7 protein-coding genes and 1 pseudogene are annotated in these 7,587 nt (G+C 42.6%); 4 read left to right on the plus strand and 4 right to left on the minus strand.

The genetic code is table 11. The annotated features are described in order from the left end of the window. Positions 1–76 precede the first annotated feature (76 nt). The 4 genes from BW716_RS26480 to BW716_RS26495 form a co-directional block, all read right to left on the minus strand. Positions 77–706, minus strand: coding sequence for a hypothetical protein (locus BW716_RS26480; protein ID WP_179091280.1), 630 nt, complete (start codon positions 704–706; stop codon positions 77–79). Beyond that, positions 630–1,193, minus strand: coding sequence for a hypothetical protein (locus BW716_RS26485; protein ID WP_083727791.1), 564 nt, complete (start codon positions 1,191–1,193; stop codon positions 630–632). Before BW716_RS26485 ends, BW716_RS26480 begins: the two co-directional genes overlap by 77 nt. Positions 1,194–1,372: 179 nt before the next feature. Continuing rightward, positions 1,373–1,699, minus strand: coding sequence for a hypothetical protein (locus BW716_RS26490; RefSeq protein ID WP_083727793.1), 327 nt, complete (start codon positions 1,697–1,699; stop codon positions 1,373–1,375). Beyond that, the gene (locus tag BW716_RS26495; protein WP_083727795.1) at positions 1,699–5,103 is read right to left on the minus strand and encodes an RHS repeat domain-containing protein; all 3,405 of its coding nucleotides are present in this window, start codon (positions 5,101–5,103) and stop codon (positions 1,699–1,701) included. The genes BW716_RS26490 and BW716_RS26495 overlap by 1 nt, the downstream gene beginning before the upstream one ends. On the opposite strand from BW716_RS26495, the gene BW716_RS26500 reads away from it, so the two are divergent. The 4 genes and pseudogenes from BW716_RS26500 to BW716_RS26515 all read left to right on the plus strand — a co-directional run. Next, entirely contained in the window at positions 5,061–5,378 is a 318-nt protein-coding gene (locus BW716_RS26500; RefSeq protein WP_143709051.1) for a transposase, read from the plus strand. The genes BW716_RS26495 and BW716_RS26500 overlap by 43 nt on opposite strands. Beyond that, on the plus strand, positions 5,375–5,734 hold the full coding sequence (gene tnpB, locus BW716_RS26505) for an IS66 family insertion sequence element accessory protein TnpB (protein ID WP_083727799.1): 360 nt from the start codon (positions 5,375–5,377) through the stop codon (positions 5,732–5,734). The genes BW716_RS26500 and tnpB overlap by 4 nt, the downstream gene beginning before the upstream one ends. A gap of 74 nt (positions 5,735–5,808) precedes the next feature. Beyond that, on the plus strand, positions 5,809–6,642 hold the full coding sequence (locus BW716_RS26510) for a hypothetical protein (protein ID WP_083727801.1): 834 nt from the start codon (positions 5,809–5,811) through the stop codon (positions 6,640–6,642). Then, positions 6,636–7,461 (plus strand): annotated as a pseudogene (locus BW716_RS26515) (IS630 family transposase); the annotation flags it as partial. The gene BW716_RS26510 and the pseudogene BW716_RS26515, both read left to right, overlap by 7 nt. Positions 7,462–7,587 lie beyond the last annotated feature (126 nt).

Raw genomic sequence — 7,587 nt, forward strand, 5'->3', positions numbered from 1 at the left:
GAAAACTTACCGGACTATTGTTATAGCTAAAGTCTCCATCTATTGTAATTTATTTGTAAATGTATTGTGTGCTTTGTTAGCAGGTACTTCCTCTGGATTTACCATTTCTATGACATTTACTAGCATAAATCCCTTTGAGCCATTTTGCTGGAAAAAGATTACAGCATGTGTCACCTTCTTGTTGAGTTTTGTGGACGCTGTTGAAATAAGACAAATAGCAAGTACACCCAAAAGCTACTAATTTATCTCCATTCTGTACAAGGGAATAGCCATCGTCTCCATTGTTATAACCAAACTGCTTTATCCATTGAGTGCTACCCTCAGCTGAAACAACACCGATCATTCCATCAGTAAAACTACCATAAAAATTAGTTTTCCCGATAAAGGCATAAGAGCTATCCGTTTGCTGTATCACATCCTGACCTACTTCTCCATTTGCTGTGTTAAATCCTAAACGCTTACTCCATACCACCTTTCCGGTATCATTGGTCTTCACAAGCCACATATCTCTTGCTGCAGTTTCCGTATTGGTAACCGTACCTACAGCAATATAACCACCGTCAAAGGTGGGCTTCATCCTGTTAAAGTACTCATTGCCATTGGCCTTATATGTCTTCGCCCACACTACATTACCTACAGAATCCGCTTTGAGTAGATTCCTGATCGCTACCGGTAGTGGTATAACCAGCCATGATGTACCCGTCATCCTGGGTCCGCTGCATATCGAGGATCATATCTTTATCATCGTTGCCATACGTATGCAACATGCCATTATTCACACAAACTGTGCTGTCTTTGGAACTATATAATGTACAGGTATCCCCGATAAATGTCAGGTACTCCCATGCCTGTTTGGAGAAGCCGGTATGGTTATTCATGTAAGCAGCGAATAGGGAATTCACCTGTTGTTGCATGGTGCTATCCCCTTCTTCTTTTGTTGGTTTTAGTGAAGGATAGGTTGATTTAAAACTGGTATAAAGATCATTGATAGTTGTACAGGATGCACATGCAGCCTTTGTATTACATTGAATGATCGCAGGGATAGTGATCGCGGGTGTCACATAGGTACAAGCTGCGTTGTCAGGATCACAGGCAGACAATAATGGATCCAGCTGAAACGCTGTTAATGTTGTACTACGGGTGCGATTTAGATAAGCGGCAGTGTGATTTTTTTTTAGTAAGCTCCTTCCCATTGTTTGAAACCCTGCCGGGATGGGGAATGGTGCGGCAGCAGCGCCTTCCCGGTTTGGGTCCTATTATGATAAGTCACCATTATAGGCCGTTAGCACAGGAATTTTTACGGTCTCAAAACTATTAAACGGTCCCNNGGGACCGTTTAATAGTTTTGTAAACTTTCAGGTCAACCCTTCGGCTATTTTGGCTTCCTAATCTTCTTCAATGCCTTATCTAATAATTTATAATCATCCGGAGAAATTTTTCCATCAACTACCTTGTCTGTCCATTTTCCATAAACTGCCTTTACAAATTGAAACCCTTCTGGCGTCAAATCAGACGCCATTATTTGGGTATCATCAGTAACCTCCTGATCAGCTACAAGAATTGGATTATTTAACAATCCATTTGCAAACATATAATCAATAATACTTCGGAAATACTTATAAATTATGGTACTATCAAACTCATAATTTCTAGGTTTCTGAGTGTGCCAACTAGCTTTATCAATTGGAAAATCTTTCATTATTTACGTCTACTAAATTGTGTTACAATATCTTGAACCGGATATAATATACCTTTTTTACCAGGTGCTTTAATATATGTACCGCCTACCGCTCTAATACGTCCTTCTTTTTGCGTCTGAAGAGTTTTGTCAGCTGTCAGACTGGTTACTTCCACTAAATTACTCACTTTATCTTTCATCACAACACTAAAATCAATTCTCCTTCCTGTTCCCGTAACAGGATCTTTAACAATTTTTCCATTTGCATCACGCAAATATCGTTCCCTCCAAATTTGTGCATCAGGATTTTGTTCTACCAGGCTCTCAAATTCAGCTTCTTCTCTTGCTGTACCATCCACCTTATTTTTTATTGCTGCCGCTAATACAATTGTTGAAGAATTAAGTTTAAGGTTTACCGCATTGACAGCAACAGCCTCTCCGCTACTAGCAAAGGCTCCTCGGGGTGCTGCACCTGTACCACCAGATACACCATGTAATAATGTTGTTATTAGGGTCGCATTATCGTAATAACCAGCGTAATCATCATTTATTCCAATGCTCTCCGCTGATCTATTCAAAAGGCCAAAACTATAATTGCTAAGATTTCCATTTATAGAACCTGCTAATGTGGACATCGTTGCATTATATGCCACGCCTTGCCTATATCTTCCGGCCTCTGTCCAACCAGTAAGTCTACCTTCCTGTACAAATTGGCATGCATCGCAAAATGCGGCTTGCATATATTCCCACGTATTCGTAGGAGCATGATCTGGCAAACTAAGCCAACCAGGCCAATCAGGCCACATTCCAAGCGCATCTATAAAAGTAACTGGGTTATTAGCCCCAAAAATATAAGGAGAATTATTTGGATAGTTCTTGGTTAATGGGTCAATAGACAAAAATTTCCCTACTCGAGAATCATATGCCCGAGCTTCAAACGCAATCTCATTCCCCTCTCCCTTCACCTCATTATCATTCTCCTTCCCATTAAACCCATACCTATACCCTCCCAAACTCCACTTCCTATCCCCCATCCCCATCCCAAAAGGATAATAATCCCCAGCACTCATCACCTCCGCAACATAATGATCACCTTCCGGAAGACCCTTATCACTCACCGTCACCAACACATTCCCCAAATGATTCACCAACTCATACCTCCTCACTCCCACCTTATTCCATGTCGAATCCACTTCTCCACCTACTACCAATCCAGGCTCCCACAATCCCAATCTACTACTCCCATACAAATGCTGCTCCTTCCAGTACTGATCACTCCCGCCTCCAACATTCCCATATACCGCCAGCACATTCCCCGCCGCATCACGTACATACCACGTCTTATCCGTCACTCCGCCATGCGTATAACCTTTATACACCCTATTCCCGCCCGCATCATACCTATATTCCAAAGAACTTCCATCCCCCTTCATAATCCCACTTATCTTCCCATACACCGTCCACTTTATATTAACTATACTATCCCTAACATTAGCAATCAAATTACCAATATTATCATAAATATAATTATTTACCCCCTGACTTGAAACATCCTCCGTATAAGGATCCCCCGCAATACTATCCAACACCTGCGTTAACCTGTTACTACTCAAATACCCCTGACCATCCCGCGCATACACATACTTCAAACTATCCATCTGCAACTGCTTGCCCCCAGCTCCACTCCCATACCGCGTATACCGCAATATATTCCCATTCCCATCATAACTGATATCCTCCTTATAAGCATTTCCAACAGATAAAACATTCCAGCTGGCCGCTCCATTAACCAGCGAATGCTGACGCATCGCCGTCAAACGGTTCAACTGATCATACCGGTAAGAATACCCAACAGGATTCCCGGAATTGATTTTTGAAAGTGCTAATGTACTCCTGCTGATATTCCCATTATACAAATTCCGCCCCATCACATCCCCCGTCTGTCCAACCCATTTCAAACCCAATGAATTCGTATCAACAATCGCCTTATAATCCCCCGCATAATAATCCAGGCTATATGCATACGCATCCCGCGCTATTGCCCCTCTTATGCCCCCTATCACCCCATCACGACCCATATCAGTACCTGCTGTCAGATAGTTCCCATTCACACCCTTTAACCACCCCTGCAAGGTATACGCATAATCTACTCCCTGCACCAGCTCCATATCCCCTAATTCCATCCTTGCCAACGGTCCATGCAGATAATAACGATACCCCGCATCTGTCTTCGGATTCATAATCTCCCAGCCATCTGCCGATACACTATCTATTCCACTACCCGCCTTCGTCAACCGGTTCTCCGCATCATACTGATAATTATAATAAAACCGATCTGCCCCACCACGCTGATAACGAACCTTATTCACCTTGCCACTCACCAGATCATATTGATAATCCACCCGTTTCACCCCCAGATCCTGCACCTGCTGCCACAACGTCTTTACATTCCCTATCTGGTCGTAACTATAATAGCTCGCCTGCAAAGGCGTAGTTCCCGCATCCTGGTAAGTAGTCGCCGCCACCCGCTTACGCAGGTTCTCCTGGTTCAATCCCGCTGCTGCATACGCCTCATCATAAAATGTTCTCGTTATCTGTGCATCACTTCCCGCACCCAAAAATACCTCCGGCGAAGACATAAATATCTCTGATCCTGTCAGGCTAGCTCCACTCTTCTCTCCTACCTCTATCACTCTCCCCTGTGCATCATACTTTGTATAACTATACCTTCCTGTAGCACCACCATTCACAGGCACCACCTGCTCCGCATTCTGCGATGTCACCAACCTCCCTAACCTGTCATACCAGTAACTACTTACTCCCGCATCCGGCGTACGCTGTTGCGTGATACCATTCAACGACTGGTAACCATAAGACGTCGCCAGCGTATGCCCCGGATACACCGCCGAAAACTGCATCTCTACCGTACTGCCATCCCCCGTAACAGCAGGCAGATTATAACGCCCCCAATAACTTAACGACTTTGTAAGCACCGTATCATACGCCGGACTTAACCCCAGACAAGGTACTGCCGCATTCGCCGCTATCTCCGCCCCCGACAACAACCTGTTGTATAACCGAAAATGCTTCAGCGTACTCAAATTCTCAGGATAGATAAACCCTGACCCCGTATTCGTCAACGTCCACCCACAACCACCTGCCGGGGCCCCTGCACTCAATGGACACAATACCCCATTCACATACACCGCCAGGTCTCCACTGTTCAAACCCTGACCCTGCAATACCACATGGGTCCACTGCCGTAACGGTAATATCGCCTGCAGATCTGCCACCAAATGCTTTGATATAGCAAAATCGTAAACCTCTAACGAGGGGAGTCGCTGCCATGATTCGATACTGATATACCTTGGCCCTAAAAAAGATGAACAGTAAAACGAAAAAGACTTCCCATTCCAGATACTCATCTGAGGAGATCATCATTTTGTTGGAGCAATTTGATCGGAATAATGTTAGTATGAAGACATTTTGTGCTGATAAAGGCATCAGTCAGGCTACATTTTTTAATTGGCGCAAGCGATATTTAAACAGGAGAGTAAATAATAGTAGTTTTATAGAACTCATCCCTTCTGCTCCGGATGTTGAGGTTCCGCAAAGTACAGGTTGTTTATTTGCCGAATTCAGGGGTATCCGTATTTATCAACCGGTAAGCGCGGCTTATTTAAAAGCGTTGATATCATGAGTGCTATTATTGTTTTGACAGATCGACATCGTTATTTTTTATATACCCAGCCTGCAGATATGCGAAAATCATTTGCGGGACTTTGTGGAATTGTAAATAACATTATGCAACTTCCGATATCAGATAATGACGTGTTTGTATTTTTGAATCGTGATTTTACGCATCTGAAGTTGTTGTTGCATGAATCAGCCGGATTTACCTTATTATGTCGAAGACTTGATAAAGGACGCTTTAAAGTTCCTGATCCAGGTATTATTTCCGGACCGCTGAAATTAAGTGCAGCAGAAGTAATAGCGTTGATAAAGGGACTCACATTTTACCGACATAATGGTAATAAAAACCCTCCTGCAGAATAGACAGAATTATTTTCGAAATTACACGAAGCAGATCAAAACAATGATCTGCTTTTTTCGTTATAGTAAATATTGCGATGAAAAAATCTGCCACTTCATATAAAGCCTTGTATACTGCCTGCCTGAGACAGCAGGCAGGGTTACAGGATACGATATCAATGCAACAGGAGCAGATACTTTTTCAGCAGGAACAATTACTGCTTTTACAACAGGATCGTGAAACGAAAGATGCCATCCTTTTTGAACAGAATCAGCTAATCTGTCATCAGCATCAATTACTGAAACAGAAAGATGAGCAACTGGAAGCTGGCGAACAGACTATCTTTCAACAGGGAGAACAACTAGCTCAATATGATCACCTGATTAAAAACCAGGAGCAGAAAATAGTTTCTTTAGAACAGGATGTTACAAACCAACATAAGCTGATAAATAGTTTACAGAGAAGTCGACATGAGCTGAAAGCCCTTAAAAAATGGGTCCATGGTATAAGAAGTGAAAAGAGACCACTACTAACAAGCACTGAAACACCGGGTGAAGTTGTACAGGGCACGCTGATTTTAGATGCAGATGAATATGGTGTATGTCAAATCAGTTCCCGTAAAGTAATTGCCGAACATATCAGAAATACTGTTGTCATTAGCCCTAAAACAAGAGGTGGTCGCAACGATCTGCCTAAAGGGTTAGAAGAAGAAATTATCACGCTGGATGTAAATCCTTTACCTGCAGGCGCCAGATTAGTAAGGATAGATGAGCAGCGACAACTGGCCTGCTCTCCTTTGCGGTGGTATATCAAAGTAACCAGGCGACCTGTTTATATCATTCCTTCTGAAGATGGATTATATGCTAAAAAGGTGACTGCTCCACTGCCAGCACATCCTATCTCCCGTTGCAAAGTAGATAAAATGCATTAAGTTGCAGCAAACCACCGAAGGGCCATGCAAAATGGACTCTCAGATTATTAGGTGATAAGTTAGTCGAATTGGAGTATGTGGATAGTATATCTTATGAAATAGTACGTAAAGTGCTAAAAAAAACGAATTAAAACCATGGAAAGTAAAGGGATGGGTAATACCACCCACTGCTAATGGTCAGTTTGTGGCAGCTATGGAACAAGTACTTGATGTATACACCCGTCCTTATAGGAAAAGTATCCCGTTGTTTGTATGGACGAGTCACCCAAGCAGCTTATTCGTGAAACAAGGACACCAGTCAAAATGCGAACAGGCCAGGCTCCACGACATGATTATGAATATGAGCGGTGTGGAGTATGCAATATTTTTATGGTTAATGAACCTCTGGTAGGCAAACGATATGTAAAGATAACGGATAGAAAAACCAAGCAGGATTGGGCTGAATTAATAAAGGAGATAGCCGACGAGTGGTACCCCAAGGCAGCCAAAATAACTTTAGTTATGGATAACCTGGCTACGCATTCACCAGGAGCCTTGTACGAAACCTTTTCTCCTGCAGAAGCCAAGCGAATATGGGATCGTTTCGAATTTATATATACACATAAACATGGCAGTTGGCTGAATATGGCTGAAATTGAGTTGAATATTTTAACTAAACAATGTCTAAACAGGAGAATTGATAACATAGAAACAATTAAAGAGGAAGTGCAAGCCTGGCAATTATATAGAAACGGCAAAAAGGCAGTCATTAACTGGCAGTTTACGACAAAAGAAGCCCGTATTAAACTAAAGAAACTTTATCCGACAATTTTATATTGACTTGACACTAGAATTAATACCAATTAATCTAAAGTGCTTCCCGTCTAAAGTCTCTGTATCAGCAACAGCAATAGTAACACCGGGCATCTTCCACCGGTAACCTAACTCTCCCCCCCATAAGGCTTT

It is taken from the genome of [Flexibacter] sp. ATCC 35208 (assembly GCF_001975825.1).
Classification (GTDB): domain Bacteria; phylum Bacteroidota; class Bacteroidia; order Chitinophagales; family Chitinophagaceae; genus Chitinophaga.

What these genes read in the sequence shown, in the direction of transcription:
- BW716_RS26480 (WP_179091280.1), bottom strand. Translation starts at nt 706, where the DNA reads ATGACGGGTACATCATGGCTGGTTATACCACTACCGGTAGCGATCAGG.
- BW716_RS26510 (WP_083727801.1), top strand. Translation starts at nt 5,809, where the DNA reads ATGAAAAAATCTGCCACTTCATATAAAGCCTTGTATACTGCCTGCCTG.
- BW716_RS26495 (WP_083727795.1), bottom strand. Translation starts at nt 5,103, where the DNA reads ATGAGTATCTGGAATGGGAAGTCTTTTTCGTTTTACTGTTCATCTTTT.
- tnpB (WP_083727799.1), top strand. Translation starts at nt 5,375, where the DNA reads ATGAGTGCTATTATTGTTTTGACAGATCGACATCGTTATTTTTTATAT.
- BW716_RS26490 (WP_083727793.1), bottom strand. Translation starts at nt 1,699, where the DNA reads ATGAAAGATTTTCCAATTGATAAAGCTAGTTGGCACACTCAGAAACCT.
- BW716_RS26500 (WP_143709051.1), top strand. Translation starts at nt 5,061, where the DNA reads ATGAACAGTAAAACGAAAAAGACTTCCCATTCCAGATACTCATCTGAG.
- BW716_RS26485 (WP_083727791.1), bottom strand. Translation starts at nt 1,193, where the DNA reads ATGGGAAGGAGCTTACTAAAAAAAAATCACACTGCCGCTTATCTAAAT.